The 26,879-nt window shown below is 71.8% G+C and carries 27 protein-coding genes and 1 tRNA gene; 11 read left to right on the forward strand and 17 right to left on the reverse strand.

The window, feature by feature from the left end; translation table 11 throughout:
- The first annotated feature begins 22 nt into the window (after positions 1–22).
- Positions 23–217 (forward strand): hypothetical protein, encoded by a 195-nt coding sequence (locus ASC77_RS23785; protein WP_156391263.1) that lies wholly within the window; start codon positions 23–25, stop codon positions 215–217.
- Positions 218–343: 126 nt separating this feature from the next.
- Positions 344–550, forward strand: coding sequence for a hypothetical protein (locus ASC77_RS23790; RefSeq protein ID WP_056159051.1), 207 nt, complete (start codon positions 344–346; stop codon positions 548–550).
- Between the two features lie 10 nt (positions 551–560).
- Here ASC77_RS23790 and ASC77_RS23795 read toward each other — a convergent pair whose 3' ends face one another.
- Positions 561–3,959, reverse strand: coding sequence for a hypothetical protein (locus ASC77_RS23795; RefSeq protein WP_056159054.1), 3,399 nt, complete (start codon positions 3,957–3,959; stop codon positions 561–563).
- A gap of 130 nt (positions 3,960–4,089) precedes the next feature.
- Complete coding sequence (locus tag ASC77_RS23800) at positions 4,090–5,547, reverse strand: RNB domain-containing ribonuclease (protein WP_056159058.1); 1,458 nt, start codon at positions 5,545–5,547, stop codon at positions 4,090–4,092.
- Positions 5,548–5,564: 17 nt separating this feature from the next.
- On the opposite strand from ASC77_RS23800, the gene yaaA reads away from it, so the two are divergent.
- The gene (yaaA, locus tag ASC77_RS23805) at positions 5,565–6,323 is read left to right on the forward strand and encodes a peroxide stress protein YaaA (RefSeq protein ID WP_056159062.1); all 759 of its coding nucleotides are present in this window, start codon (positions 5,565–5,567) and stop codon (positions 6,321–6,323) included.
- Here yaaA and ASC77_RS23810 read toward each other — a convergent pair.
- From ASC77_RS23810 to ASC77_RS23820, 3 genes are read right to left on the reverse strand one after another with little or no spacing between them, the layout of a single operon-like run.
- Positions 6,310–7,458 (reverse strand): bifunctional RNase H/acid phosphatase, encoded by a 1,149-nt coding sequence (locus tag ASC77_RS23810; RefSeq protein WP_056159065.1) that lies wholly within the window; start codon positions 7,456–7,458, stop codon positions 6,310–6,312. The genes yaaA and ASC77_RS23810 overlap by 14 nt on opposite strands.
- Positions 7,455–8,159: a zinc ribbon domain-containing protein gene (locus ASC77_RS23815; RefSeq protein WP_200945123.1), complete on the reverse strand. Its 705-nt coding sequence runs from the start codon at positions 8,157–8,159 to the stop codon at positions 7,455–7,457. The genes ASC77_RS23810 and ASC77_RS23815 overlap by 4 nt, the downstream gene beginning before the upstream one ends.
- A gap of 49 nt (positions 8,160–8,208) precedes the next feature.
- Positions 8,209–9,327 carry a Nif3-like dinuclear metal center hexameric protein gene (locus tag ASC77_RS23820; protein ID WP_056159071.1) on the reverse strand — a complete coding sequence of 373 codons (1,119 nt, stop codon included), beginning with the start codon at positions 9,325–9,327 and terminating at the stop codon, positions 8,209–8,211.
- A gap of 30 nt (positions 9,328–9,357) precedes the next feature.
- On the opposite strand from ASC77_RS23820, the gene ASC77_RS23825 reads away from it, so the two are divergent.
- Together ASC77_RS23825 and ASC77_RS23830 are read left to right on the forward strand one after the other, a co-directional pair.
- Complete coding sequence (locus ASC77_RS23825; RefSeq protein WP_200945124.1) at positions 9,358–9,789, forward strand: MOSC domain-containing protein; 432 nt, start codon at positions 9,358–9,360, stop codon at positions 9,787–9,789.
- A gap of 9 nt (positions 9,790–9,798) precedes the next feature.
- Complete coding sequence (locus ASC77_RS23830) at positions 9,799–10,104, forward strand: antibiotic biosynthesis monooxygenase family protein (protein WP_056159079.1); 306 nt, start codon at positions 9,799–9,801, stop codon at positions 10,102–10,104.
- Positions 10,105–10,186: 82 nt separating this feature from the next.
- On the opposite strand, the gene ASC77_RS23835 is transcribed toward ASC77_RS23830, so the two are convergent.
- Positions 10,187–11,755: an AMP-binding protein gene (locus ASC77_RS23835; protein WP_056159082.1), complete on the reverse strand. Its 1,569-nt coding sequence runs from the start codon at positions 11,753–11,755 to the stop codon at positions 10,187–10,189.
- Between the two features lie 88 nt (positions 11,756–11,843).
- Here ASC77_RS23835 and ASC77_RS23840 point away from each other — a divergent pair, with 88 nt between their 5' ends.
- The 6 genes from ASC77_RS23840 (at position 11,844) to ASC77_RS23865 (ending at position 15,768) form a co-directional block, all read left to right on the forward strand.
- Entirely contained in the window at positions 11,844–12,260 is a 417-nt protein-coding gene (locus ASC77_RS23840; protein WP_056159085.1) for a hypothetical protein, read from the forward strand.
- The gene (locus tag ASC77_RS23845; RefSeq protein ID WP_235547923.1) at positions 12,196–13,665 is read left to right on the forward strand and encodes a sensor histidine kinase; all 1,470 of its coding nucleotides are present in this window, start codon (positions 12,196–12,198) and stop codon (positions 13,663–13,665) included. The genes ASC77_RS23840 and ASC77_RS23845 overlap by 65 nt, the downstream gene beginning before the upstream one ends.
- On the forward strand, positions 13,650–14,318 hold the full coding sequence (locus tag ASC77_RS23850) for a response regulator transcription factor (protein ID WP_056159092.1): 669 nt from the start codon (positions 13,650–13,652) through the stop codon (positions 14,316–14,318). Before ASC77_RS23845 ends, ASC77_RS23850 begins: the two co-directional genes overlap by 16 nt.
- Before the next feature lie 157 nt (positions 14,319–14,475).
- Positions 14,476–14,943, forward strand: a complete 468-nt coding sequence (locus ASC77_RS23855; protein WP_056159095.1) for an SRPBCC family protein — start codon at positions 14,476–14,478, stop codon at positions 14,941–14,943.
- Entirely contained in the window at positions 14,940–15,320 is a 381-nt protein-coding gene (locus ASC77_RS23860; protein ID WP_235547925.1) for an ArsR/SmtB family transcription factor, read from the forward strand. Before ASC77_RS23855 ends, ASC77_RS23860 begins: the two co-directional genes overlap by 4 nt.
- Positions 15,321–15,324: 4 nt before the next feature.
- A complete protein-coding gene (locus tag ASC77_RS23865; protein WP_056159098.1) occupies positions 15,325–15,768 on the forward strand; it encodes an SRPBCC family protein in 444 nt (147 codons plus the stop codon).
- 36 nt (positions 15,769–15,804) lie between these two features.
- On the opposite strand, the gene ASC77_RS23870 is transcribed toward ASC77_RS23865, so the two are convergent.
- From ASC77_RS23870 to ASC77_RS23920, 11 genes are all read right to left on the reverse strand, one after another.
- Positions 15,805–16,371, reverse strand: coding sequence for a hypothetical protein (locus tag ASC77_RS23870; RefSeq protein ID WP_056159101.1), 567 nt, complete (start codon positions 16,369–16,371; stop codon positions 15,805–15,807).
- A 97-nt stretch (positions 16,372–16,468) separates the two neighbouring features.
- The gene (locus ASC77_RS23875; protein ID WP_056159102.1) at positions 16,469–17,410 is read right to left on the reverse strand and encodes a lysophospholipid acyltransferase family protein; all 942 of its coding nucleotides are present in this window, start codon (positions 17,408–17,410) and stop codon (positions 16,469–16,471) included.
- Positions 17,407–18,987: a lactate racemase domain-containing protein gene (locus tag ASC77_RS23880; protein ID WP_056159105.1), complete on the reverse strand. Its 1,581-nt coding sequence runs from the start codon at positions 18,985–18,987 to the stop codon at positions 17,407–17,409. Before ASC77_RS23880 ends, ASC77_RS23875 begins: the two co-directional genes overlap by 4 nt.
- The gene (locus ASC77_RS23885) at positions 18,984–20,171 is read right to left on the reverse strand and encodes a zinc-binding dehydrogenase (RefSeq protein ID WP_200945129.1); all 1,188 of its coding nucleotides are present in this window, start codon (positions 20,169–20,171) and stop codon (positions 18,984–18,986) included. The genes ASC77_RS23880 and ASC77_RS23885 overlap by 4 nt, the downstream gene beginning before the upstream one ends.
- Positions 20,171–22,453, reverse strand: a complete 2,283-nt coding sequence (locus tag ASC77_RS23890) for an HAD-IB family hydrolase (RefSeq protein ID WP_056159112.1) — start codon at positions 22,451–22,453, stop codon at positions 20,171–20,173. The genes ASC77_RS23885 and ASC77_RS23890 overlap by 1 nt, the downstream gene beginning before the upstream one ends.
- Positions 22,453–22,845 carry a phage holin family protein gene (locus ASC77_RS23895; RefSeq protein WP_082575281.1) on the reverse strand — a complete coding sequence of 131 codons (393 nt, stop codon included), beginning with the start codon at positions 22,843–22,845 and terminating at the stop codon, positions 22,453–22,455. The genes ASC77_RS23890 and ASC77_RS23895 overlap by 1 nt, the downstream gene beginning before the upstream one ends.
- Before the next feature lie 25 nt (positions 22,846–22,870).
- Positions 22,871–23,566, reverse strand: a complete 696-nt coding sequence (locus ASC77_RS23900) for a DNA alkylation repair protein (protein WP_056159118.1) — start codon at positions 23,564–23,566, stop codon at positions 22,871–22,873.
- Between the two features lie 2 nt (positions 23,567–23,568).
- On the reverse strand, positions 23,569–24,144 hold the full coding sequence (locus ASC77_RS23905; RefSeq protein WP_056159122.1) for a TMEM165/GDT1 family protein: 576 nt from the start codon (positions 24,142–24,144) through the stop codon (positions 23,569–23,571).
- Positions 24,145–24,500: 356 nt separating this feature from the next.
- Positions 24,501–24,572, reverse strand: a tRNA-Val gene (locus ASC77_RS23910).
- Between the two features lie 156 nt (positions 24,573–24,728).
- Entirely contained in the window at positions 24,729–25,193 is a 465-nt protein-coding gene (locus ASC77_RS23915) for a peroxiredoxin (RefSeq protein WP_056159124.1), read from the reverse strand.
- A 47-nt stretch (positions 25,194–25,240) separates the two neighbouring features.
- Positions 25,241–26,848: an AMP-binding protein gene (locus tag ASC77_RS23920; RefSeq protein ID WP_235547927.1), complete on the reverse strand. Its 1,608-nt coding sequence runs from the start codon at positions 26,846–26,848 to the stop codon at positions 25,241–25,243.
- Positions 26,849–26,879: the final 31 nt, after the last annotated feature.

Below are 26,879 nucleotides of genomic sequence, written 5' to 3' on the forward strand. Positions count from 1 at the left end.
ATCAGGGCAGCGAGGCCACACGATGCCCCGCCATGTGTGGGTCAACGTGACCGGCAGCCCGGCGTACCGGTACGCCGGGGTGCTGATCGACTGGCGGGTCGACAGCCGCGGGAGCTGGGAGGCGCTGGTGGTCTGGGTGGACGGCGGCGGCAACCTGAAAGCGCACGCGCACCTGGGGTGGGTGGCGGCGGCGCACGTGCGACCTGCCGACTTATGACAAGACTTGCGCCAGAACCTTCCCGAGCGGCAGATCAACGCGCTAATCTGCGGCTCGTTCGACCTGAGGCAGCCAGCCCCCTTCCGCGCCGCCAATGGGTCCCCCCTCCTGGCCCAAGGACGTTGCATGCTCGCGGAGAACCACATCTTCAACCTGAACACGGCCCTGCCCCTCACGCTGATGGACAAGCTCCTGACAGCGGTCGAGCACGTCCTCACCGAGGAGGGCGCGACCCACATCTGGGTCGACGGCGCCAGGAGCGACACCCTCGCGGTCCACGCCCGGATCGGGTCGTCCGAGCCGGTCGAGGCTCCGCTCAGCGCTCGCGTGTGACTTCCACCCGCTAGCGGCGCAGGCGGACCGTCCGGACCTGGTCGTCGATCCGCAGCTGCGCGCGCCGCAGGCCGTGGGCACGCAGGGTCTGGTGGCCGCGTCGGGTGGTCCGGAGCACCACCTGACCCGCGCTGTCCGCGGCGACGGCGTACGTCGCGGTCGCGAGCACCGTGCCCTTCCGCAGCACCCGGCCGGCGACACGCTGGCTGCGCAGCGCGACCAGGCTGACGGTGCCCGTGCACCGCGTCCCACCGTCGCCGCACACGACGGCTGCGGAGATGCGGCCACGGGCGAGGACGGTGACCGCACTCGAGGCAAGGCGAGCGACGGACTGCTGGGCCGCGGGCGCGGCGACAGCGACCGGAGGCACCGGCGCCGCTGTGCTGTCCGCGCCGCCCACGGTCCGGGTGTCGAGGCACTCGAGCGTGAGGTCGGCCGACAGCGGCGCGCCGGTTGGGTTGAAGAGCCGCGTGGCGCGGGTCTTGGCGCGCGGGTCGGCGCCGGTGAGGACCAGGCCGTCGTCGAGCGACCAGCCGCCCACGATCCCGCGCGCCAGGTCACCGCACGTCGTCTGGAGCTCGGCCACCTGCCCGGCCGCCACGGTCACGTGCTGGTCGACCTGGGTCAGGGCGAGGCGGTGGTCGTGGCCGTCGACGGTCGCGACCCGGTGGGCGAGGCAGCGAGCGGAGAACGTGCCGGTCGTCGCGCCGTGGGGCACGACCTCGAAGACCCAGGACGAGCCGTCCGGCGCGCTGCGGCGTACGACGGCGTCGCCGTCGAGCTCGAAGCCGGGTGCGACCGGCGACCGGCCGTCCGCGCAGGCGACGGTGACCGTGGTCGGGCCGGAGAGGGTCCGGGTCACGGGCGAGGCCTGGTCGAGCACCAGCGCGTGTCGGTGGCCGTCGACGGTGGAGGTCTCGCGCTGGACGCAGTCGGCGAAGACCTTGCCCTGCGCACGCCCGGTGGCGTGGTTGGTCATCGTCACGGTCCACGTGTCGAGCGCGGTCGAGCGCGACTCGAGGACGCGTACGTCGGCGAGCGTGCCGGTGCCCTGGTCGACGGCGTCGACCCGGCCGGAGCCGTCGCTGGCGACGTAGCCGCTCGGGCAGCCGACCGAGATCGTGCGGGTCTCCCCCGCCGACAGGTCGGCCTGGGTCTCCACCCGCTGCTCGTCGACCTGGTGCTGGACGGCCGGGCCGAGGACGTCGGGGGCCTCGGGCGAGGGCGACACGGTCAGCGGGACCTGAGCGGTCGCGACCGCGAAGTCGGAGGAGTCCGGGACGAACCGCACGTGGAGCACGTGATCGCCGATCGCCGGCTTCCGTCCGGTGGCCGGACCGGTCTCGTCGTCGAGGATGTAGGTGAAGGTGCCCGGCTGGTCGGCCGTGGCGCCGAGCTGGTCGGCGCCCAGCGCCGTGCCGTCGGTGATGTCGGCCGGCGCGGCCCAGGTCAGGGTCGGCGCTGCCTTCGCCACGTGGATCGACACGGTGCGTGTCACGGGACCGTAGCGGCCGGCGAAGTTGGCGAACGGGGTCCAGGTCGCCGTGAGGACGTGGTCGCCCGCGCCGAGGACGGCGCCGTAGGCGGGGAGGCCGCTGCCGTAGGTGTAGACGATGTCGCCCATCGCCGGGGTGCCGTAGGGGAACGCCGAGGTGTTGAGGACCGCCTCCAGCTGGGCGGCGCCGAGGGCGGTGCCGTACGTGATGTCTGCGGGCGACGACCAGGCCAGGCTCGGCACCGCCTTGGCGACGTTGAAGCTGACCGACTTGGTCGAGGCGTTGAAGTTGGCCGCCGTGGCGACGGACACGCTCACCGTGCAGGTGCCGGTGCCGGCGAGGGTGACGGCACCGGAGCTGCTGACGGTGCAGACGCTCGCAGTGCTGGTCGAGTACTGGCGGGTCGCTGGCGAGGTTGCCGAGGCGGTGATCTGCGGGACGCCGGTGCCGTAGGTGGTGTCGGCGACCGGGTTGACCGAGAGGCCGGCGTCGGCCCGGGTGACGGTCTGGCTGAGGTTCGCAGAGGCCGTCGTGTAGTCGGCGCTGTCCGTCGGAGTCAGCGTCGCAGTGATCAGGTAGGTGCCGGCGTTCAGCACGGTGCTCGCGCTGACCGGCGTGCCGCTGATCGTGTAGGTGATCGTGCCCGGCACCGAGCCGGTGGCGTTGAGGACCGAGGCCAGCGTCGTGCCGTAGGTGATCTGCGAGGCCGACGTGTAGCTGACCGACGGCGTGGCCTTCCCGACCGCGACCGTCCAGCTGCCCTGCGGGGCCGCCGTGTAGGAGCCGCTGGCCGCCTGGTTGGCGAGGAGCACGCAGCTGCCGGCGCCGGTCAGCGTGACGGTCGCGGACACCGTCGTGGTGCCCGACGGGCTCGCGACGGTGCACGGGCTGCCCGCCTGGGCGTTGATGGCCACCTGGCCACCGCCCGACGTCCCGACGGCCGTGACGGCGAACGGGGCGTTGCCGTAGGTCTTGGACGACGGCGGGCTCGAGAACGAGACCGACTGGGTCGTCTGGATCCCGGTGATGTTCCGGGTCACGGTGGCGGACTTCCAGTTGGTGCCCGTGGTGCCGGTCGGGTTGAACGTGGCGGTGACCTGGGTCGTGCCGACGGGGATCGCGGCGTTGCTGTTGATCGGATTGGCGTTGCCGTCGCTATAGGTCCAGGTGCCGGCCAGCCCTGCCGGGGTGACCGACGCGTTCATGACCGAGGCCCAGGTGGTGCCGGCGTTGTACTGGCCGGCCGGATTCCAGATCGCCGTCGGCGTGCCCTTGGCGACGTTGATGGTGATGGCCTGCGTCGTGGTCTGCCCGCCCGGGTTGGTGGCCGAGCAGGAGCCGGTGGTCCCGGGCGCCGAGATGATGGTGCCGGCAGCCGGCGTGCAGGTGGCTGAGTAGGTGCCGTAGGTGCTGTCGTAGCCGTAGACGTTCCACGCCGGCACGGTGGCGCCGCCAGACGTGTTGGCCGTGAGGCTCAGCGCGTTGCCGGTCGGCAGGCTCATCAGGGTCGGCGAGACGGCCTGGACGCTGATGTTCCAGTTCATCGTCATCTGGCCGCCGGTCGAGAGGTTGAAGCCGACCTGGATGGTGTACGTCGGGGACGTGGTGACGACGCGGTTCGTGATGTTGCAGTTGCCCGTCGTGAAGTTGCCGCCGAAGGTGTTCGTGTAGTTGGGGGAATCGGGGAAGTTGGCGAAGCAGCCGGTGATGCGGGCGCCGAGGAACGTGTTCGCCGTCCCGGTCCAGGCGAACGAGACCGGCTGGCCCAGGGCGGCGGTCGCGGGCGGCGCCGTGGTCCATGCCATCGTCTGGATCGCCGACGCCGGCGCGACCGGCACCAGCGCCAGGATGCCGGCGACCAGCACCCCGACCAGACCTGTCCGCGTCAGCGCGCGGGCGCGCAGCTTCGTCATCACGACGGTTCCCCCCAGTTCGATGTCCTGGTGACGCTAGGGGTCGACCCGGGCGATCAGGGCGCCGGATCCGGCCATGGCAGCGATCGGCCACCGGAGGTCTGGTCCACCGCTCACCCGCAGAGGTGAGTCAGTCCGCCGAGAGCTCGAACTCCACGCGGCGCGTCGCCACGTCTGCTACCGACAGCCGCACGCGTACGTCGGTCCCGAGCGGCAGCGGCGACGTGGAGACGACGCGCGCCTCGACGTCGGGGTCGTGCACGACGACGATGCCGCGGTGCGGGTCCTTGTCGTCGACGTCGACCACCACGCCGGCGTACGTCGTGCCCACGTCGTCGGCGAGGACGCCGGCCTCGACGAGGTCGAGCACGGCGCGTTCGTAGGCGTGCGCGCGCGAGGCCGAGGCCTGCAGGGTCTTCGGCAGCCCCGGCAGCGCGGCGTGCACCCAGTCGGGAATCTCCGTGCCGGCGCAGAGCGCGAGGCACACCTCGCCGGCGTACCGGTCCCCCAGGCGACGCAGCGGCGCGGTGACGTGGGCGTACTCCTCCGCCAGGGCCGAGTGCAGCGGCTGCGCGGGCACCTCGCCGTCGAAGGCGACGTACCCGCTGCCGCGCAGCAGGCGGGCGGAGGCGTTGACCATCGCGGCGTGCGCAGCGATCGACGGGTCGAGCGAGCGGATGAAGTCGGGGTAGAGCAGCTCGGCCGGCCACTCGATCCCCAGCGCGCGGGCCGTGCGGTGCAGGCGCTGCACGTCACGCGGGTCCGGCGGCGGCAGGGTGCGCAGCAGCCCGACCCGGGCGTACATCATCAGGTCGGCGGCGGCGTAGCCGGTGAGCAGCGAGATCTGCGCGTTCCAGCGCTCGACCGGCAGCTGCTCGCGAAACTCCAGGTGCCAGCGGTCGCCCTGGACGTCGACGTCCTGCTCGGGCAGCGGCAGCGAGACACCGCCGCGCGCCGCCTCGCGGGCGATCCGGATCTCGCCGACCTCCTTGAGCAGCACCATCGACTCGTCGGCGGTGCCGTCGTCGAGCGAGCGCTGCACCTCCTCGTAGGTCCGCTGGGCGGTCGAGCGCACCCGCGCCCGCTCCACCTGTACGTCGGTGCGCGTGCCCTCGGCGTCGAGCTTGATCGTCCACAGCAGCGCCGGACGCACCTCGCCGGGCAGCAGCGACGCGGCACCCTCGCTCAGCACCGGCGGGTGCAGCGGCACCTTGGTGTCCGCGCCGTACAACGTCTCGCCGCGCTGGTTCGCCTCCACGTCGACCGGGTCCCCGGCCGTCACGAAGGCCGCGACGTCGGCGATGGCGTAGAGCACGACGAACCCGCCGTCGTCGGCGCGCGAGAGGTGCATCGCCTGGTCGAGGTCGCGGGCACCCTCCGGGTCGATCGTCACGAAGGCGACGTCGGTGCGGTCCAGCTCCGGCAGGCGCGGCGCGGCCGCCGCGGCCTCGGCCGCAGCCTCGACCTCCGGTGGGAACGCCGGGGAGACATCCATCTCGCTCAGGATGGCCTCGATGCCTCCCCGCAGCGTGGCCGCGGCCACCCCGTCATCGACGGACCGGACCCGGACGACGCGACTGCTCGGCATACCGGCACCATAACTGCGTGCTCATCCTGTTGCCGCCCAGCGAGGGCAAGTCCGCGCCACGTCGTGGCAAGCCGCTCGACCTCGCCGCCCTCGACTTCGCCGCTCTGACAGAGCCGCGCGAGCGGATCCTGGACGCCCTGGTCGGGCTGTGCGAGGGCGACCCCGACGTCGCCGCGAAGACCCTCGGCATCGGCAGCACCCAGCTCGACCTGGTCGCGCTCAACCGCTCGCTGCGGACCAGCGCGACCGCGCGGGCCGATCAGGTCTACTCCGGCGTCCTGTACGACGCGCTCGACGTCGCGACGCTCTCCACGGCCGCCCGCCGCCGGGCCACGGCACGGCTGGCGGTCACGTCGAGCCTCTTCGGACTGGTGCGCCCCAGCGACCGGATCCCGGCGTACCGCCTCTCCGGCGACGCCTCCCTGCCCGGGCTCGGCCCGGTCGCCGGCGTGTGGCGCGAGCACCTCGGCGCGGTCGCGACCGCGGCCGTGGGACGCGGCCTGCTCGTCGACCTGCGTAGCGGCATGTACGGCGCGTTCTGGAAGCCCACGCCGGACGTCAAGGTCGCCACCGTGCGGGTGCTGCACGAGCACCAGGGCCAGCGGAAGGTCGTCAGCCACTTCAACAAGGCCACCAAGGGGCGGATCGTCCGGGCCCTGCTCGAGAGCGGCGCCGACCCACGGACGCCGGCGAAGCTCGCGGACGCGCTGCGCGACCTCGGCTGGACGGTCGAAGTCGACGGCGGTCGCCTCGACGTGGTCGTCAGCGAGGTGTAGCGAGCGGGTCGCGGCCTGGCGGCAGCGCGTTGTAGAGCCGCATCGACGGGCGGCCGTCGTACCAGTTCAGGACGGTGACGGACGCCGGCGTGAGCTCCATCCGGTAGACGGCATCGAGCGGCGCGTCCAGCGCGTGCGCGACGAGGGTCTTGATCGGCGTCACGTGGCTCACCACGACGACCGTGCGGCCGGCGTGCTCATCGAGCACGCGCGCGAGACCGGCGAGCACCCGCTCCTCGACGACACGGAACGACTCTCCCCCGCCCGGCGCCACGTCGAGCGAGCCGAGCCACGCCTGGAGGTCGTCGGGGAAGCGCTCGCCGACCTCGGCGAAGGTCATCCCGTCCCAGGTGCCGAACTCCATCTCGGCGAAGCCGGGCTCCACCTCGACCTCGCGGCCCAGCGCGGCGGCGATGATCTCGGCCGACTCCAGCGTGCGGCGTACGGGTGAGGAGATGACGGCGTCGACGCGGTCGGCGAGCAGGCCCAGCCAGTCGGCGACCGCGCGGATCTGGTCCTTGCCGTCGTCGCTCAGGCCCGGGTTGGCGCTCGCGAGGCCGCCGGAGAAGCGCTTGTCGACGGTGTGCGGCGTGACGCCGTGGCGCACCAGGATGACGGTGGTCGGCACGCTCGGCGGCCCCCAGGCGCGCACCTTGGGTTCGGCCTTGGGCTCGGCCTTGGGCTCGACCTTCGGGGCCCCGGCCACGGTCACGCCGCTGCGCTTGCCGTCGAGGGCCTCGTTGGCGAGCCGGTCGGCGTGCGAGTTCTGCTCCCGCGGGACCCAGGTGTACGTCGTGCCGGGCGGCGCCAGCTCGGCGGCCTCGGCGGCCAGCGGCCTCATGTCGGGGTGCTTGATCTTCCAGCGCCCCGACATCTGCTCGACGACCAGCTTGGAGTCCATCCGCACCTCGACAGAGGCGTCGGGCGCGAGCTCGGCGGCCAGCCGCAGGCCGGCGATCAGGCCGGAGTACTCCGCGACGTTGTTGGTCGCCACCCCGATCGTGCTGCCGTCCTCCGCGAGGACGTCGCCGGTCTCGGCGTCGGTCAGCACCGCGCCGTACGACGCAGGGCCGGGGTTGCCGCGCGAGCCCCCGTCGGCCTGGATGAGGACCTTGCTCGGTCGAGCCTGCGTCACAGCCCCGACTCGGAGGTGCGCACCAGGATCCGATTGCACTCCTCGCAGCGGACCACCTCGTCCTCCGGGAGTGCCTTGATCCGGCTGAGCTCGACCGAGTCGAGCGTCAGCTGGCAGCCGGTGCACGTCCGCGCCCGCAGCGCGGCCGCGCCGACGCCGCCCTTCTGCTCGCGCAGCCGCTGGTAGAGCGCGACGAGGTCGTCCGGCAGGCCCTCGCCCGCCGGACCGCGCCGGGCAGCCAGGTCCTGGAGCTGCTCGTCGATCGCGGCGACCTTCTCGTCGCGGGCGACCGCCAGCGCGGTCAGCCGCTCGTCGGTCTCGGCGACCATCGTCTCGTACTGGACGAGCTCCTTCTGCGCCTCCTCGATCTTCTCCATCACCTCGAGCTCGTCGTCCTCGAGGCTGGAGATCCGGCGCTCCAGGGACTGGAGCTCGTGCTGCATCCGCTCGAGGTCCTTGGGGTTCGTGATCAGGCCCTGGTCCATCCGGTCGCGGTCGCGCGTGCGTCGCGTCTTGACCGCCTCGACGTCGAGGTCGACCTTCTTCTGCTCGGTGGTGAGGTCGTCGACGGTGATCCGGGCGTCGCGCGCCAGGTTGTCGACGTCCGTGCGCTTGGCCGTGAGCTCGGCGATCTCGGCGAGCTCGGGCAGCCTGGCCCGCTGGTGACGCAGCTGGTCGACGTGGGAGTCGAGCTCCTGCACGTCGAGGAGCTTGAGTTGGGCGGCGGGATCGGCTTTCAGCGGGGTCTCCTCAGATGCGGTGCTGCCAGGGGTCCGTGCAGATGGTGCTCACGCGGGTCTCCACCGTATCGTCCAGCGCCTCGCGCACCCGAGCCTCCACCACCGGGAGCCACGTCCACTCGGCCGCCCAGTGCGCCACGTCGAGCAGCGCGGGCCCGCCCCGCTCCAGGAACTCGCCCGCCGGGTGGTGCCGCAGGTCGCTCGTCACGTAGACGTCCGCGTCGGTGCGCGCGACGGTGTCGAGCAGGAAGTCGCCGGCTCCCCCGCACAGTGCCACCCGTCGTACGACGCGGTCCGGGTCGCCTCCGACGCGTACGCCGTGCGCCGTCGGCGGCAGCGCTCCGGCCACCGTGGCGGCGAACTCCCCCAGCGTCGTCGGCGGCACGGAGCCGATCCGCCCGGTCCCGGTGTCGGACGTGCCGGGGTCGGCCAGCTCGACCAGGTCGTAGGCCGGGGTCTCGTAGGGGTGGGCGGCCAGCATGGCGGCCACGACTGCCCGGCGGAGGCTGCGGGGCAGCACGACCTCGACCCGCTCCTCGGCGACGGCCTCCAGGCGGCCGACGTCGCCGATCGTCGGGTTGGCCCCGGCGAGCGGCCGGAAGCGGCCGGTCCCCGGGGTCGAGAACGACGCGGTGTCGTAGTCGCCGATCCGGCCCGCGCCGGCGTCGGCCAGGGCCGTGCGGAGCCGGTCGGCGTCGTCGACGGGCACGTAGACGGTCAGCTTGTCCATCGAGAGACCCGGCGCGGGGAGCAGCGGCGCGACGTCGGTCAGGCCGAGCGCGGTCGCCATCGCCTCCGAGACGCCGCCGAGCGCCTGGTCTGCGTTGGTGTGGGCGGTCAGCAGCGCGCAGCCGGCACCCGCCAGGGTCGCGAGCGTCCGACCCTTCGGCGTGGTCGCCGCGAACCCGTGGACCGGCTTCAGGAAGAGCGGGTGGTGCACGACCAGCAGGTCCGCGCCCCACGCGGCCGCCTCCTGCGCCACCTCCAGGGTCGGGTCGACGGCGAACATCACCTTGCCGACCGGCTGCTCCGGGTCGCCGTGCACGAGGCCGACGGCGTCCCAGGAGTCGGCCGTCTCGGGTGGGTACCAGCCGTGGAGCAGGTCGACGACGTCCGACAGGTGAGGCATGGGCCGAGGCTATCGGGGAGGATGCACGTCGTGGAGGGGACCGTCATCGCGCTGTACGTCGCGGCCGAGCACCACGCCGCGATGGAGCCGCGCGAGTCGATCCAGGTCGAGGCCGGCAGCGGGATCGTCGGCGACCGCTACCACGGCAGTCGGCACCGACACGTGACCGTGCAGTCGGCGGCCGACCTCGACGCCGCGGCGGCCGACCTGGGCGCGCCGGTCACCCCGCCGATGACGAGGCGCAACGTCACCGTCGACGTACCGGTCCCGACCGAGCCCGGCGCCCGGATCGTCGTCGGCGAGGTCCTGCTGGAGGCGGTCCGGATCGCGGCGCCGTGCCGGATCATGGAGACCTCCATCGGGCCGGGCGGACGGGTCGCGCTGCGCCGTCGTGGAGGTACGGCGTTCCGGGCACTCTCGTCGGGGACGATCCGGGTCGGGGACCCGGTGCGCCCTGGCTAGGCTCGTGGCATGTCCGTCGTGAAGATCAACGCCATCTCCGTGCCCGCCGACGCGCACGAGGAGCTCGAGAAGCGCTTCGCCCACCGCGCGCACACGGTCGACGGCTCGCCCGGTTTCCTCGGCTTCCAGCTGCTCCGTCCGGTCAAGGGCGAGGACCGCTACTTCGTCGTCACGCACTGGGAGGACGAGGAGTCCTTCGCCGCCTGGCGCGACGGCGGCGCGGCCGCGGCCCACGCCGGGCAGCGCGCCAACCCCGTCGCGACCGGCGCCGAGCTGCTCGAGTTCGAGGTCGTGCTCGACGTCAAGGGTTCCTGACGTGGCTTGGGGTAGTCCCTGACGATTTGGTCTCTGGGAGCGATCCCAAGGGGCCGAAACGTCAGGGACTACCCCAACAGGCTCAGTTGACCTGCCGGTCCCGCCCCTCCCAGAACGGCGCGCGGAGCTTGAACTTCTGGAGCTTGCCGGTCGCCGTGCGGGCCAGCTCGTCGCGGAACTCGACGATCGTCGGCGCCTTGTAGCCGGCGGCCTTCTCCTTGCACCAGGCGATCAGCTCCGCCTCGGTCACGGACTCCCCCTCGGCCAGCACGACGAGCGCCATGATCGTCTCGCCCCACTTCTCGCTGGGGATGCCGATCACCGCGACCTCGGCGACCGCCGGGTGCGAGAAGATCACGTCCTCCACCTCGATCGAGGAGACGTTCTCGCCGCCGGTGATGATCACGTCCTTCTTGCGGTCCGAGATCGTCAGGTAGCCGTCGTCGCCGACGACCCCGCCGTCGCCGGTGTGGAACCACCCGCCGGCGAGCGCCCGCTCGCTCTCCTCGGGCTGCTCCCAGTAGCCCTCGAGTACGACGTTCGAGCGCGCCAGGACCTCCCCGCCGCCGTCCTCGGGGTCGCCCTCCGAGATCGCGAGACGTACGCCGAGGGCGGGTGCGCCCGCCCGGGTCAGCTTCGTCGCCCGCTCCTCGGCGTCGAGGTCGTCCCACTCGGCCCGGGTGCGGTTGAAGGTCAGCAGCGGCGAGGTCTCGGTGAGGCCGTAGATCTGGATGAACTCCCAGCCCAGCTCCTCCTGCACGCGCGCGACGGTCTTCGTCGGCGGCGGCGCGCCGGCCATGATGATCCGCACCCGGTCGCGCCCGGGGATCTCGCCCTCCCAGGTCTGCGCCGCCTCCAGGACCGCCGCCGCGACGGCCGGCGCTGCGCACATCACGGTGACGCCGTGGTCCCGGACCCGGCGCAGGATCTCGGCGCCGTCGACCTTGCGCAGCACGATGTGCTTTGCTCCCAGGCCGGTCATCGCGTACGGCATCCCCCAGCCGTTGGCGTGGAACATCGGCAGCGTGTGCAGGTAGACGTCGCGGTCCGAGACCGTCGCGTGCATCGCGAAGGTGACCGCGTTGACCCAGATGTTGCGGTGCGTGATCTGGACGCCCTTGGGGCGCGCGGTCGTGCCCGACGTGTAGTTGATGCAGGCCGTGGCGTTCTCGTCCGGCTCCCAGGCGCGCGGCTCGGCGTCGGCCGCGGCGTACAGGCTGTCGTCGTCGCCCAGGACCAGCTTGATCTCGGCCTCGACGCCCTGCAGCGCGTCCTCGAGCTCCGGGTCGACCAGCAGCCCCCGCGCGCCGGAGTGCGCGACGATGAAGCTGATCTCGTCGGGGCGCAGCCGGAAGTTCACCGGCACCAGGACGCGGCCCCAGCCGCTGACCCCGAAGAACGCCGTGAGCAGCCGCGCGCTGTTGTGGCTGACGATCGCCACCCGGTCGCCGACCTCCAGCCCGAGCTCGTCGAGCTTCGCGGCCATCCGCCGCGCGAGCGCTCCGACCTCGGCGTACGTGAGCTCGCCGCTGCCCGAGGATCCACTCAGCGGCGGCGCCGGCTGGTCGGGCTCGTCGACGACGCCCACTCGCTCGCCGTAGACCTGCACGGCTCGATCGATGAAGTCCGAAACGCTGAACGGGACGATCATGTCGCCACTGTAGCCAGCCGCCGCGGGGATGAGAGTCCTCTCATGGCGCTCTCATGGATGCCCCACGATCGGGGAGGATGGTCCTCACATGAAGACGGTCTGGAAGGTCCTGCTCGGGCTCGCCCTCGTCGTCCCGATGGGGGCGTACGTCGCGGGCTCGCTCGCCGCGTCCGCCTCGGACGACCCGACGCCCCGGCAGACGATCCAGATCAACGAGACCGAGCACAGCCGCTCGGCCTCGCCGTCCCCCACCCCGACCCGCACGCCGCCGCCGACCTCGGAGCCGAGCGACACGGGTGAGGTCGAGGTCATCACGCCGCACTACGACGACTTCGACGACCACGACGACCGCGGCGACGACGACGGCGACGGCGACGACCACAGCGGCCACGGTGGCGGCGGTGACGACGGCGGGGGCCACGGTGGCGACGACGGTGGCGGTGACGACCACAGCGGTCACGGCAGCGGCGACGACGGCGGGCACGGTGGCAGTGGCGAGGACTAGCGTCTCGGTCCGGGTCCGGATCACGGCCACCGTCGCACTGCTCGTGCTCGCGGGCCTGGTGGTCGCCGGGGTGGTCGTCGCGACGATCGAGTCCCGACGCGTCGACCAGCAGATCACCGCCGAGGTCGACCAGGAGTTCGCGGAGTTCTCCAAGCTCCAGGCGAAGGGCCTCAACCCGGCGACCGGCCGGCCCTTCGACAGCCCCCAGGCGATGGTCCGGCAGTTCATGGAGAGCAACGTCCCGGACGACAACGAGCTGCTCATCGGCTGGTGGGACGACGGCGTCCAGGCCCAGTCGCCGAAGTGGAACACGATCAGCAGGAGCGCCTGGTTCGCGGACGCCGTACGCCCCCTGCTGGCCGACAACGGGACCACCACGGTCGACTCCGAGTTCGGCGAGCTCCAGGTCTCCACCCAGAGCGTGACCCAGGGCGACCGGACCGGCGCCCTCGTGGTCGTCACCTTCCTCGACCGCTCGCGCGCGGGGCTGCACGAGACCATGCGCACCTACGCGATCGTGGCCGCGCTCGCGCTGCTGCTCGTCACGGCGATGGCCGCGTGGGTGTCGGGCCGGCTGCTCTCGCCGCTGCGCACGCTGCGCGAGACCGCCGACGAGATCTCCGAGAACGACCTCTCCCAGCGACTGCCGGTCACCGGCAACGACGACCTCACCGCGCTGACCCGGACGTTCAACGGCATGCTCGAGCGGCTGGAGGCGGCGTTCGTCGGCCAGCGCCAGTTCCTCGACGACGCCGGTCACGAGCTCAAGACGCCGCTGACCGTGCTGCGCGGGCACCTCGAGCTGCTCGACACCGGCAACCCCGACGACGTCGCGGAGACCCGGCTGCTGCTGCTCGACGAGATCGATCGGATGTCCCGCCTGGTCGGCGACCTGATCCTGCTCGCCAAGAGCGACCGGCCCGACTTCCTCCAGTCCTCGCCGGTGGACCTCGGCGGCCTGACCCTCGACCTGGTCGCGAAGGCGCGCGGGCTCGGCGATCGCGACTGGGTCCTGGACGACAGCGCCGACGTCAAGATCGTCGCCGACCAGCAGCGGCTCACCCAGGCGGTGCTGCAGCTCGCCGACAACGCGGTCAAGCACACCCGGGACGGCGACACCGTCGCGATCGGCTCCTCGGCGACCGCGACCGAGGCCCGCCTGTGGGTCCGCGACACCGGGACCGGCGTACCGCCCGAGGACCGTGAGCTGATCTTTGAACGTTTCGGCCGCTCCGCCGTACCCCCTGGTGACGAGGGCTTCGGTCTGGGCCTCTCCATCGTCGGGGCCGTCGTGCGGGCGCACGGCGGGACCGTGACGGTGGAGGACGCCGAGCCGCCGGGCGCCCGGTTCGTCGTGACCCTGCCCAGGACCAAGACGCTGGAGGACGAGTGGCCCGCATCCTGATCGTCGAGGACGAGGAGCGCATCGCCGCGTTCGTGTCGAAGGGGCTGCGTGCCGACGGGCACGTCACCACCTGCGTGGGCGACGGCCGCCACGGCCTGGAGCACGCGCTGAGCGACGACTTCGACCTGATGGTGCTCGACATCGGGCTGCCCGGCATCGACGGCTTCGAGGTGCTCGACCGGCTCCGCTCGCAGGGCTCCCAGCTCCCGGTCATCGTGCTCACGGCCCGCGACTCCGTCGGCGACACCGTCTCGGCGCTCGAGGGCGGGGCCGACGACTACATGCCCAAGCCGTTCCGCTTCGCCGAGCTGCTCGCCCGGATCCGGCTCCGGCTGCGCCAGCACGGCGACGGCAGCCGGACGGCCGTCGATGTCATGGAGTCCGGCGGCGTGCGCCTCGACGTACGCAGCCGGCGCGCCGACGTCGCCGGGCGCGAGGTCGAGCTCTCCGCCCGCGAGTTCGCGCTCGCCGAGATGTTCATGGTCAACGCCGGCCAGGTGCTCTCCCGCGAGCAGCTCCTCGACCAGGTCTGGGGCATGGACTTCGACCCGGGCTCCAACGTGGTCGACGTGTACGTCGGCTACCTGCGCAAGAAGCTCGGACCCACCGCGATCGCGACGGTGCGAGGAATGGGCTACCGCTTCAACCGCTGACGTCGGGCAGCGGTGAGCCAGCAACCGAAACCTGCCGCACGGCTCGCCGAAACGGTTGCCTGCTCACCGCCGACCCGCAACCAACGGTTGCATTTGGCGACAGCACGGTCTACGGTGATGTGCAACCAAACGTTGCACTACGGAACCGGGAGATCCCATGGAGTACGCAAGCATCGAGCGCGAGATCCACGTCCAGGCCTCGCCCGAGGTGGTGTTCGAGGTGGTCAGCCGCCCCGAGCACCTCAAGGAGTGGTGGCCCGACGACATCAGCCTCGACTCGTCGGCACCCGGCGCGACCGGTGAGCTGATCTGGGGCGACGACGCGAACCCGCGGGCCAACGTCGTCGCGATGACCGTCGTCGAGTCGGACCCGCCGCGCCGCTTCGCCTTCCGGTGGACGCACGCGATCGACGAGGAGGCCGAGGTCGGCAACTCGCTGCTCGTCGTCTTCGAGCTCACCCCGACCGACACCGGCACGTCGCTGCGGATGACCGAGACCGGCTTCCGCGAGATGGGCTGGGAGGCCGCGGTCCTCGAGGCGGCGTACGTCGACCACGTGCAGGGCTGGGACCACTTCATCCCGCGGCTGCGCACGTACGCCGACCGCCTGGTCGCGAGCTCGTGACCCCCACCGTCGGTCCGGCGATCGACGACGACCTCTGGTCGGCCGTCGGCGACCCGACCCGGCGCCGGATGCTCGACCTGCTGCTGAGCGGCGGCGCGGGCACCGCCACCTCCCTGAGCGAGCAGCTGCCGGTCACGCGGCAGGCCGTCGCCAAGCACCTCGGCGTGCTGGACCGGGTCGGCCTGGTGCACGCCACGCCGTACGGGCGGGAGAAGAGGTACCACGTGGACGACGAGCAGTTCGCGCGCGCCGTCGCGCAGCTCTCCGCGGTCGGGGCGACCTGGGACGCCCGGCTGCAGCGCATCAAGCGGATCGCCGAGGCGATCGAACGCTCCCAGGACGACACCGACAACGAGAACGACAACGAGAAGAGGTAAGGCAATGGTCGACATCCTGCACCGCGTCGGCGTGGCGTCGAAGAGCCCCGAGGAGGTCTACGAGGCGCTCACCACCGTCGACGGGCTCGCCGGCTGGTGGACCGACCGGACGACGGGTGATCCCGACGTCGGCGGCACGCTGGAGTTCCGGTTCATCCCCGGCGGTTTCGACATGGAGGTGATCGAGCTGGAGCCCGCCAAGCGGGTGCACTGGCAGGTCGCCGACGGGCCGCCCGAGTGGGTCGGCACGCACGTCACCTTCGACCTGTCGGAGGTCGACGGCTACACGATCGTGCTCTTCAAGCACGAGGGCTGGGTTGAGCCCGGCGAGTTCATGCACCACTGCAGCACCAAGTGGGCGTCGTACCTGCTCAGCCTCAAGCAGCTCGTCGAGACCGGCGAGGGCGCACCTGCCCCGCGCGACGTGATGATCAGCGACTGGCACTGAGCGCCGCTCGCCGTTCCCGAAGGCTCGGACGGTGACTCAGTCGTCCGAGCCGTGACCGCCGTGGTCCCCGTCGTCGCCACCGTGGTCGCCACCGTGGTCGTCGCCCTGGTCGTCGTCGCCGCCGTCACGACCGTGGCCGCTGTGGTCGCCGTCGTCGTCCCCGTCGTCGTGGTGGTCGGCGTGGTCCTCGCCGTGGTCCGAGCCGCGGTGGTCCCCGGCCCGGTGGTCGTCGTCGCGACCCTGGTCGTCGTCGCCCTGGTCGTCGCGGTCGCCGCCGTGGTCGTCACCGACGTCGTGGGCCGGCCCGTCGTCACCGTGGTCGTCGGCCACGTCGTGGTCCGGCCCGTCGTCGGCGCCGTGGCGGGCGTGGTGGCGGGCGCCCGGGTGGTCGTCACCCGCGTCGTGGTCCGCGTCGTCGTCGGCGCCCGGCACGTCGGGCGAGGCCGAGGGCGACGCCGTCGGCGAGGTGCTGACGGTCGACGTCGGCGTGGTCGGGTCGTCGGCGCCGTGGTCGGCCAGGGCTGCTGATCCCTGCCAGGCGACCAGCGCGGCCGCGGCCAGTCCGGCTCCCGCGAGCAGAGGGGTCCTCGTGAGCTTGTTCATCGTGTCTCCTCGTCATCGTGGTTGCTACGACGACGACCCTCCCGGGCCGTGGTGAGGTGACGATGAGCCCCCGATGAGGGAGCTCTCACACAGCGACTCAGCGCCGCCAGGCGGAGATCCGCCGCGTGGGGGCGTCGGCCTCCGGGGACTCGGTCTGCTCCCAGACCCGGCGCCACTGCGCCACCTGCGGCCCGGACGGGTCCGGTACGGCGCCGGCGGCGACCCGCTTGCGGGCCTCCCACCACGTGCTCCGGTCCTCGTCGAGCAGGGCGGCGACGGCGTCCTTGATCCGCGGCGCGAAGTCGCGCACGGACTCGTCGGCCCCGGCCACCAGCGGCTCACCGAAGCGGATCGTCAGCTGCCGGCGCCCCTTCGACGGCCATCCCTGGCCCCGGGGCATCGCGGCGAAGGTGCCGCGGTGCGCGACGGGGACCACCGGGACGCCGTACTCCTTCGCGAGGAACGCGGCACCCATCCGGAACTTGCCCATCCAGCCGTCCGTCGAGCGGGTGCCCTCCGGGAAGATCACCAGGCTCCAGCCGTCCGCGAGCACCTCGCCAGGGGTCGCGGCCATGGTGCCGCCGCGCCGGTCGATCGGGAAGGTGTTGAAGAACAGCGACGAGCCGACCGCCCGCCACCACGTGTCGAAGAAGTAGTCGGCCGCCGCGGCCACCGCCGTACGCCGGCGCCACTCGTCCGGCAGCGACAGCAGGATCAGCGGAGTGTCGAGGTGCGAGGCGTGGTTGGCCACGAAGATGACCGGGCCCTCGACGCGGTCCAGGACGTCGAGGCCCTCGACGCGGGTCCGGCTCACCGAGCGGAAGAGCGGCTGCAGGCCGCCCTTCTGCGCCACCTCGCGCGCCGCGATCGCGGGCTTGCGGCGCGACCAGTCGCTCGGGAAGACCGTCGACTTCGCCGGCAGCACGAACTCCTCCGCCGACCGCGGCACCTGCGAGCGCCGGCCCCAGCGCCAGCCGCGCGCGACCTGCCGGACGTCGTCGATGCCGCCCGTGACCAGACCCTTCGCGGGAGTGCTCATCGCACGTGCGCCAGCAGGTGCGGCGGGTTGTGGAGGTAGGTGATCGACGGGCTGGTGCCGACCGTGCCGGACGCCATCTCGAGCGCGTCCGCGAGCGTGCTCGCCGCGCGGAACCCCAGGCGGGAGGCGACCTTGCGGTCGGCGCCGACCCAGATGACCTCGTCGACGTGGTCCATCGCGTGCGCCGCCCAGTACCACATGTAGAACGGGTGGACGCCGTGGTAGGCGTGCGAGGTCCGGTAGAGGTGGCGGTACCAGGGGTCCTCGGCGAACTGCTGCTCGTACTTCTCCCCCACCACCGCCGGGTCGGTCGACTCCGCGAGCACCTCCTCGTAGAAGTCGACGTACGACGGGTGGTGCAGCTGGTTGAAGCCCTCGTTGAGCGGGTGGTAGAGGATCACCGCGCCGCCCTTCCGGACGACGGGCTGGCCGAGGTAGGAGTTGAAGTAGTAGCCGAGACCCATGCAGGTGGCCAGGATCGGGTTCAGCGACGAGTTCACGTTGTAGGGACCGACGTACGGGATCCCCATCACGAGCACGTCGGACTGGCCCTGCACCTCGACGAGCTGCTGCTGGTGCACCTTCTCGAGCGTCTTGGTGTGCACCGCCTCGACCTCGCCGGCGTTCACGCCGGTGAGCCCGTAGACCGACCGCAGGTCGTGGAACATCTTGTGCTTCAGCTTCGCCGGCGCGACCGACAGGCCGCGGCGCATGCCGAGCATCGTGGCCTGGTCCTTGACCGACCACTCCCACTCGCGCTTCTGCAGGAAGTCGTAGGGCTTGGGGAAGATGTCGTTGTTGAGCGTCGTCTCGATCTGGAACACCTTGACGGTGTCCTTGATGACGCGGCCGATCCGCCAGGCGGAGTGGTGCATCGCCGAGTGCTTGTGGTCCATGAAGGACCGCGACTGCACCATGGTCTTGGCGTTGTGGTGGTGCCGCAGCGACTTGTACGACGCCAGGCCGATGCCGACGGACTTGTGGCCGCCGTCCATGGCGACCAGGTTGACGTTGACGTAGACGAGCAGGTCGGACTCCGCAGCCCGCTTGCTGATCTCGATGTCCTCACCCTTCTCGGTGGTGCCGAGGTGGGAGAGGTTGTCGCGGTCCTCCGCGTCGAAGTTGTAGAGCTTGCCCTGCGGGTAGAACGAGCGGAAGACCCGCTCCCCCACGATGTGCTTGAGCTCGGCCGCCGTCATCCGGCGGTGCAGCGCGTTGGCCGCGATCAGCTCGACGTCGTCGACCCCGGCGTCGGCCGCCATCGTCAGGACGTGCTCGATGATCCGGCCGCGGATGTCGGGCGCGCGCATCGTCGGCAGCGGCAGCGACAGGTCGTCGAACGCGATCGTCAGCTTCATGCCGGCGAAGAGCAGCTCGGGCAGCGGGTCCATGTCCTGCGGGTGCAGCAGCGCCTCGCGGATCGCCTGGTCGACGTCCGGCACGGCCGGCAGCGACTCGGGCGGGTAGACGACGCGGGTGCCCAGCGGGAAGTTCTCGAGCCGGAAGCCGAGCCCCTCGTGGACGATCAGCGGAGGGGTGCGGTCGTCGACGTCGAGGACGAAACCGGGGCGACTCATCGTGTGCTCCTGGGGTCGAAGGCCACCTTGACCGTGCCGAGACGGCCGGCCGAGTGGGCGTGGTCGAGCGCTTCGCGCCAACGGTGCAACGGGTAGGTCGCGACGTTCTTGGCGAGCTGTTGGACGGCGTCGGTCGCGGCCAGGTCGGTCGCGATCCGGAAGGACTCCTCGGACTGGGCCGACGCGTAGGTGCCGACGACCTCCAGCTCGCGGAACCAGGCGGCGGAGAGGTCGGCCGGGGCCGGCATCCCGGAGAGGACGACCCGGCCACCGGCGCGGGTCGCGTTCAGCGAGGTCTCGAGCGACTGCTTGCTGCCGACCGCGTCGACGGCGACGTCGACACCGCCCAGCAGGTACGGCGCGGAGTACTGCGGCTTGAGCTGGAAGGCGCCGGTGGACCGGCGTACCCGGCGCAGCACCTCGCCGGGCGCCACCACCTCGGTCGCCCCGAACTCGCGGGCGAGCTCCTTCTGGTGGCCGTGCTTGGCGACCACGATGATCTCGCCGGCGCCGGTGAGCTGGCGCAGCGCGAGGGTCGCGAAGAGCCCGACCGATCCGGCACCGCTGACGAGCACGCGGTCGTTGCTGGTGACGCCGGCCCGCAGCGCGGTGTGGACCGCGCACGCGAGCGGCTCGATCAGGATCGCCTGCTCGTCGGAGAAGCCCTCGGGGACGGGGTGGAGCTGGCTGCGGTGGGCCGCGAGCTGCTGCCCCCACCCGCCACCGGTGTCCTTGCAGAAGCCGGTCTGGAGGCCGGGTGCCAGGTGGCCGACGGTGATCCGCGAGCACCGGTTGGTCGCGCCGGTCGCGCACGACTCGCAGGGCTCGACGCCGCGCGCGGCGCAGGTCAGCACCGGGTCGACGACGACCCGGGTGCCGGCCGGCAGGTCCTCGCAGTCGTCGAGCAGCTCGGCGACGACCTCGTGGCCGGGCACGAACGGCAGCGAGACCACGGCCGAGAAGTAGAGGCTGGTCCTCCCGGACAGCATGCCGAGGTCGGAGCCGCAGATCCCGGACAGCCGGGTGCGCAGCCGCGCCCAGCCCGGCCGCTCGAGGCGCGGCTCCTGGATGGTGACCAGCCGCAGCGGCGCGGCGTACCCGGACAGGATGCCGGGCATCCGGCCGCCGATCGCCTTGCCGGCCATGGTCCGCGGCACGGACCGGAACATCTCCAGCGCGAGCATCATGGCTGACCCCCTGCGGGATTGAGGGTGCGGGTGTGCGAGCTCGAGCTCTGCCAGTCGACGATCGTCCACCGCGCCTTGCGCGCGTGCCGGAAGAGCGGCACATCGGGGCGTACGGCGACGGGGCGACCGACCGCCTCGAGCAGCGGCAGGTCGGAGTGCGAGTCGGCGTAGCCGTACGACGAGGCGAGGTCGATGCCGTGGTCGACGGCGTACTGCCGCATCCACGCGGCCCGCGACTCCCCCACGAGCGGCGAGGACGCGAGGTAGCCGGTGCACACCCCGCGGTCGTCGACCGCCAGCTCGGCGGCCTCGATGTGGTCGAAGAGCGGGCGCAGCGGCCGGGTCAGCGGCCGGATCGCGCCGGTGATCAGCACCGTGCGGTGGCCCGCGGCGCGGTGCTCGCGGATCTTGCGCACGGCCGCCGGCGAGAGCCGGGTGAGGACGTGGTCGGTCAGGTGCTCGTCGGCGATCTCGTCGAGGTCGGAGAGCCGGGCGCCGTCGTACTCGCGGTAGACCGAGCGGAGGAAGGCGCTGCGCTCGCGACGCTCGGCCTGCAGCAGGCTCGGCACCTTCGCCGCGATCCGGCTCAGCTCGCCGAGCCGCTCGGTGCCCGAGAGCTCCTGCAGCCGCAGCCACAGGTAGGTCTCGATGACGTTCGAGGACAGCAGCGTGCCGTCCATGTCGAAGAACGCGGCGACGCCCGGCTTCTCGACGAGCGCCTTCTGGGCCGACGCCGCCGGCTTCTTGCGGGCCGCGCGCACCTCGTCGAGGCGCCGGATCGGGGCCGTGACGGCGGGACAGTGGATGTCCTGGAGGTAGACCTTCCAGTCGACGACCGCGGTGTCGAACGCGAACGTCTGCTGGTCCTCCTCGGACAGGGACCGGTAGAGCGCCAGGGTGTTGGTGTCGGAGAACCGCAGCTCCGCCTGGGCGTACTCCTGGTAGAGGCCCATGTAGCGCCGCAGGAACTCCAGGCGCCGACCCTGCTGGTCGAGCTTGCGGGCCAGGTCGCGGGTGCGGTCGCCGCGCGGCGCGTGCCCGATGACGTAGTCGGCCACCTTGAAGGCGCGCTCGCTGGTGCTGAGCAGGCGCTCCACGGACTGCGAGCCCGGGAAGCGCCACTCGGGCAGCCGGGTCGCGCCGCGGTCGCCGGAGATGAACGGGTGCGCGTCGAAGTAGGCCCGCACGTTCTCGTAGAGCGTGCGGAAGGTCAGCGGGTTGCGGTCGCCGGACGAGACGTGGAAGAACGCCGGGGTGCCGACCTCCGGCGGGTGCGCCAGGACGGCGACGATCGCGGCGACGACGTGGTCGACGGGTACGACGTCGACGGTGGTGTCCGCGGCGCCGGGCATCTCCGGCAGCTCACCACGGCCGTAGGCCAGGATCAGCGGCTCCATCATCTTGAAGCCCTCGATCCAGCCCGGGTAGGGCTTCACGAGCGCCGACTCGATGATGCTCGGCCGGACGATCGAGACCCGGTGGGTGCGCGCGTGCTCCTCGACGATCCGCTCGCCGAGCGCCTTGGTGAAGGTGTAGCAGTCGGTCCAGCCGAGGCTGCGGGCGCGCTCGGTGCCGATCCGGACCAGCTCGTCCTTCACCCACTGCTTGCGGGCTTCCTCCGTCGCGTTGGCGGCGGTCAGCAGCCCGGCCCGGCTGTGCTCCTTCTCCGCCTTCTTGCGCTCGGCGGTGAGGATCTCGGTGCCCCGCGAGCGGTGCTCGATCGTCTCGCGCTGGCTGAGGCCCCACGCGAGCTCCGCCTCCAGGTCGACGACCTGCGGCACCGGCCCCTCGGGGATGCTGCCGCGGCGCCGCCCGGCGACGTACGCCGTCGAGATGTGCACGTAGTGGAGGTCCGGTCCGGCCTCGGCCACCCGGGCCAGCAGCTCGCGGGCGCCCAGCACGTTGGTGCGGAAGCCCTCGTCGACCGGCGGGTCGAAGGAGACGTCACCGGCACAGTGCACGACGGCGTCCAGGTCGGTCGGGAGCGCCGGGGCGTCGTACAGGTCGCCCTCCAGCACGGCGACCCGCGCCGCCATCAGCTCCTCGACGCCACCTGCGGCCTCGACGACGTCGGCGAAGGCGGGCTTGCGCAGCAGCGCGGCGGTCCGCGCCGTGCCGCTCGTCGAGCCCTTCCCGCGCACCAGCACCGTCGTCCGGACACCCGGGACTTCGGCGAGCATGAGAAGCAGCAACGCCTCACCGACGAAGCCGGTGACACCGGTGAGGAGCACGTGCTGCCCCTCGAGTCGCTCCGAGATCGTGCTTCGACTCCCAGGCATCAGTCGCGTCGCTCCTGGACCTTCTTCTTCACGAAGATCAGGGGGAGGATGAGGACACCGAGCAGCGAGACGACCCAGACGATCACCGTCGCCTCGATCCAGGTCGCGCCGCCGGAGATGCTGAAGTCGGCGTCGTCGACCAGCAGGTCGGTGACGATCAGGCCGATCAGCGTCGCGACCAGCGCCACCCCGCCGCGCAGCGCCGACGCCTTGCTCAGGGCCATCTGCGTGAGGAAGGGCTGGGCCAGCGCGTAGACGACCGTGAAGATCAGGACGGCCACGACGAAGCCGGTCGTCGAGACCTCGAAGCCGTCGAGGACGGCCGCCGCCACGACGAAGCCGAGTGCGTTGGCGGCCAGCTGGATGACGAAGCTGATCAACAACCGGATCATGGCGAAAACCTACTACCTCCGCCGATCACAGGTGCTTGAGAGCCTCACGTCGTGAGAGGCCGGACATCCGCTCACCGTGCCGGGCCACCTCCGAGCGCACCCAGCCGGGGTCGGTGCGGGCGTAGTCGCGCAGCGCCCAGCCGATCGCCTTGCGCAGCCAGAAGGTCGGGTCGTCGACGTTCGCGTCGATCGCGTGCACCAGCAGGTCGAGGTCGGTGTCGGCGCACAGGCCGAGCTGGCAGATCACCGCCGTACGCCGCACCCACAGGTCGTCGTCGGCCGCCCAGGCCCACAGCACCGGGGTGAGCTCGGCGCGGTGCGCGACCAGGGTCGGGCGCACCAGGTGCTCCGCGGTCTCGTCGACGAGGTCCCACCACGCGCCGGTGACGAGCAGGTGCCGGTAGAGCGGCACCGACTCCGGCGCCAACCACTGCTTCGCGCTCCGGTGGCGGGCCACGGCGAGCGCGGCGTACCGCTCCTCGCGGTGGGTCGCCTCGTCCCACAGCGACCGCACCGCCGCCTCCCACGACGCCCGGTCGGTGGGCCGGTACGCCGCGAGCAGCGGGCGCAGCAGTGCCTTGAGCTCGGGCGCGGCGTAGCCCCGGTAGGGCAGCTCCGACTTCATGTAGGCCTGCTGCTGGGCCGCCTTCTCGGGGTCGCCGCCGGACGCGAGCGCGTCCCGGACGGCGGTCACGACGTCGACGGGCTCTGGCTCGGGCACCGTCACATCATCAGGCCGTCGACCACCAGCACGACACCGAAGAGGAAGAACAGCGCGGCCGCGCCGTACTTGATGACGTTCTCGGGCAGCTTGCGGCCCAGCAGCGCGCCGACCAGGATCGCCAGGGCGTCGGCGGCCACCATGCCGACGGTGCTGCCGATCCAGGTGCCGAGCCAGCCGTGCTGGGTGGCCAGCGTGATCGTCGCGAGCATCGTCTTGTCGCCGAGCTCGGCGAGGAAGAACGCCACACCGACCGCGAGGATGGCCGCGCCCTGGCTGGTGCGCGCCTTGTCGGCCTCCTCGTCGGTGAGCTCGTCGCCGCGCAGCGTCCAGGCACCGAAGCCGAGGAACGCGACGCCGGCGATGACCGAGATCGCCCCCTGGTAGTCGGCGAACGCGTCGCCGATGAAGTAGCCGATGCCGACCGAGGCCAGGTGGACCAGGGCGGTGGCGGCGGTGATGCCGATGAGCACGTCGCGGACGCGGTAGCGCACGGCGAAGGTCATCGCCATCAGCTGGGACTTGTCCCCGAGCTCCGCCACGAAGATCACGGCGGTGCTGAGCAGGAAGGCGTACATGGGTTCCTCTCCGGCCCGGCCGGAGATCACGCCCTGACTCGCCTGGACGCACCTTCGACCAGGCACGTCCGTTGATGAAGCAGGATCGTGTTGCTGGTCGAAAGTCTCGTCCGCCACCCCGTCGTACCGGGCGGCCTGCTGCACCGGGCTCGAGAGCCAGTGTGTCGACGCAGCTGTTGGGGACTACTCCCTTTCGATTTCAACCATATCGCACGGCGCCCAGGTCGCGAATCCGGTGAGCGTCGACAGGGATACCCGGTCAACCGGCACTTCGTGAACTTGTCAGGCTTTGCAAAGCCCTTGAAGTTCAGGGATACCCGGTCAACCGGGTATCCCTGGGATCGGCCGCGACAGGGTGGGCGCAGAGGGGATCGAACCCCCGACCACCTCCTTGTAAGGGAGGTGCTCTACCGCTGAGCTATACGCCCCTGGAGCGCGCACAGACTACGCACGAACCGCGGCAGAAATGAAGTCGAGCCGCAGGCGTCTCGGGTCACCTGCGGCTCAACGACGACGAGATTAGAGCCGAGCCGGCGACGCTGTCTCGTCACCCGACGAAATTCAGCCGAACGCGGCACCACGGTCTAGACAGCGGCAGCGAGCTGGCGCAGGTGCTCGTCGAGGTCGCGGCCCTCGGGCATCGCGTTGTGCACGGCCCACCGCACCAGGCCCTGCTTGTCGACGACGTACGACGAGCGCCGCGGGCAGCCCTTGGCGTCGTCGAAGACGTCGTAGGCGCGGGACACCTCGCCGTGCGGCCAGAAGTCGGAGAGCAGCGGGAAGTTCAGGCCGTCCTGGTCGGCGAAGGCGCGGAGCGCGTAGACCGGGTCGCAGGAGATCGCGAGCACCTCGGTGTCGAAGGTCAGGAACTCGTCGAGCCGGTCGCGGACGCCGGTCATCTCCCCCGTGCACACCCCGGAGAACGCGTAGGGGTAGAAGAGGATCGCGACGGCCTTCTTGTCGCGGTACGACGAGAGCGAGACGTCCTGACCGAACTGGTCGCGCAGCATGAAGTCGGGCGCTGGTCCGCCGAGCTCGAGTCCGGTCATGCCCGAATCCTGTCACTCGCCGGAGACACCCCGGCAATCGGCGCGACTCAGTCGGCGGAGAGGTCCCGCTTGAGCACCTTGCCGGTCGCGTTGCGGGGCAGCTCGTCGATGAAGACGATCTCCCGCGGGACCTTGAAGCGGGCCAGGTTGTCCTTGACGTGGCCCTTCAGCTCGTCCTCGCTGACCGAGCCCGTGATGACCACGTACGCCCGCAGCCGCTTGCCGAAGTCCGCGTCGTCGACGCCCACGGCGGCCACCTCCACGACCGCCGGGTGGCGCATCAGGGTGTCCTCGACCTCCTTGGGGAAGACGTTCTCGCCGCCGGAGACGATCATCTCGTCGTCGCGGCCCTCGACGTGCAGGCGCCCGTCCTCGTCGAAGCGGCCCACGTCGCCCGTCGACATCAGACCGTCGACGACCTCCTTGTGGCCACCGCCGGTGTAGCCCTCGAAGAGCAGCCCGTTGCCGACGAAGATCCGGCCGGTCTCGCCGTCCGGCACCGGTCGGCCCTCGGGGTCGAGGATCCGCACGATGGTCGCGTACGGCGGCTTGCCCGCCGCGGACGGTGCGGCGCGGAGGTCCTCGGGGGTCGCGATCGACGCGTAGGCGACCTCGGTCGAGCCGTACATGTTGTAGAGGTTGTCGCCGAACTGGTCCATCCACTCGAGGGCCAGGTCGCCCGGCAGCGCGGAGCCCGACGAGGCGACGACCTGGACCCGCGACAGGTCGTGGCCGGACAGTTTCTCCTCGGGCAGCGCCATGATCCGCTGGAGCATCACGGGGATCACCACGACGGAGTCGCAGCGCTCGTCCTCGATGACCGCGAGGCACGCCTCGGGGTCGAACCTGCGGCGCAGCACCATCGTCGAGCCGAGCAGCATCGCCAGCGCCAGGTGGGCGAAGCCCCAGGTGTGGAAGAGGGGCGCGGCGATGTGGGTACGCCACCCGTAGTGCAGCGGCATCCGCGAGAGCAGCGAGACGGCGGCCTCGACGCCGGCCTCGCTGCGCGGCGCGCCCTTCGGCGTACCCGTGGTGCCGGAGGTCAGGATGACGATCCGGCCGTTGCGTCCGGCGGGCTCGACGTCGTCGTCCGAGTGCGACCCGATGAGCGACTCGAGGGTCGCCCCCTCGCTCGGACCGTCCACCCAGGCCAGCACCCGCTCGGCGACGTCGGCGCCGGCGAGCAGGTCGGTGAACTCCTGGTCGTGCACCACGACCCGGGGCTTCTCGCGCTCGATGACGTCGACGAGCTGGGGGCCGGCGAAGGCGGTGTTGAGGTAGAGGATGTCGGCGCCGAGCTTGGCGGTCGCGATGCTCACGTCGACGAAGCCGCGGTGGTTGCGGCACATCACGGCGACCCCGTCACCCGCCGACACACCGAGGTCGGCCAGCGCACGGGCGAGCGCGTTGGAGCGCCGGTGCACCTCGTCGTACGTCAACGAGCCGAGCTCGTCGACGATCGCCGTGCGGTGCGGGTCGAGCAGGGCTGCGGCGGTGAACCCGCCCGCGGGCCCGACGCCCCAGGAGCGAAGCGCCCGGGCGGCCCGCGCGAGCGCCAACGGGTTGTGCGGGCGGAGCACGCCCGCCCGGCCGAGCACCTTCAGCGTCGTCCCGCCGGCGTCGAGACCAGCGCGGACCTTCGGGATCACGGGCACGTAAAGACCTTCCAAGCCGGGTGTCGGGACG

Origin of the sequence: Nocardioides sp. Root1257 (assembly GCF_001425175.1) — a bacterium.
Classification (GTDB): domain Bacteria; phylum Actinomycetota; class Actinomycetes; order Propionibacteriales; family Nocardioidaceae; genus Nocardioides.